This is a genomic window from Pseudomonas sp. 32_A (genome assembly GCF_017490905.1).
Lineage (GTDB): Bacteria > Pseudomonadota > Gammaproteobacteria > Pseudomonadales > Pseudomonadaceae > Aquipseudomonas > Aquipseudomonas inefficax.
This window is the reverse complement of record NZ_JAFGYI010000203.1, coordinates 1-507: the sequence shown is the minus strand read 5'-3', so window position 1 is coordinate 507 and position 507 is coordinate 1. Positions and strand designations below refer to the sequence as shown.

Here is a 507-nt window from a genome sequence, read left to right as displayed (position 1 = left end):
GGTCTTGCTCGCGCCGCTTACACCAAGATATCGTTCATTGCTGACCTCAATGTGTGAGGCGTCGGCTTGAGGCTTCGCAGAAACACCGTTTAAATCTTGAGCAATGCTCAATAGCGTATCCAAGTCCTTTTCCACACCACCGCGCAATGCATCGCCGAACCTTCCGCTCAACGTCACGCGCGGATGAAACTTCAGTTCGAAAATCGCTATAACGTTATTGGTGTCACAGATCATCATGTCAGGTATGCGCCTCGAAGTTCGGCCTTTTACGTCAATTGTTGGCTCGATGAAGATGCGGCGGCAGTTCTCCATCCCATTGGCCTTGAAGTCGTTGATCAAACGATGGTACAGACATGCCTGAAGAGCCCGCTCCCCATTGATCACGCCGGTGGGGTAATCGTACTTGACGCACTCGGTCCATGCATTGATCAACTGGTTCTTGAGAAAAGTTCTTTTTTTCATTTTCGTTCTTTACCTTGGTCGATATAGATAAGGTACCCGCTATGA

Annotated in this window: 1 protein-coding gene; it reads right to left on the bottom strand. The window is 49.1% G+C overall.

The annotated features are described in order from the left end of the window. Positions 1-462: hypothetical protein (locus J5M58_RS26300; RefSeq protein ID WP_207880273.1), on the bottom strand; the 462-nt coding region annotated here is incomplete at its 3' end. Between the last annotated feature and the right edge of the window lie 45 nt (positions 463-507).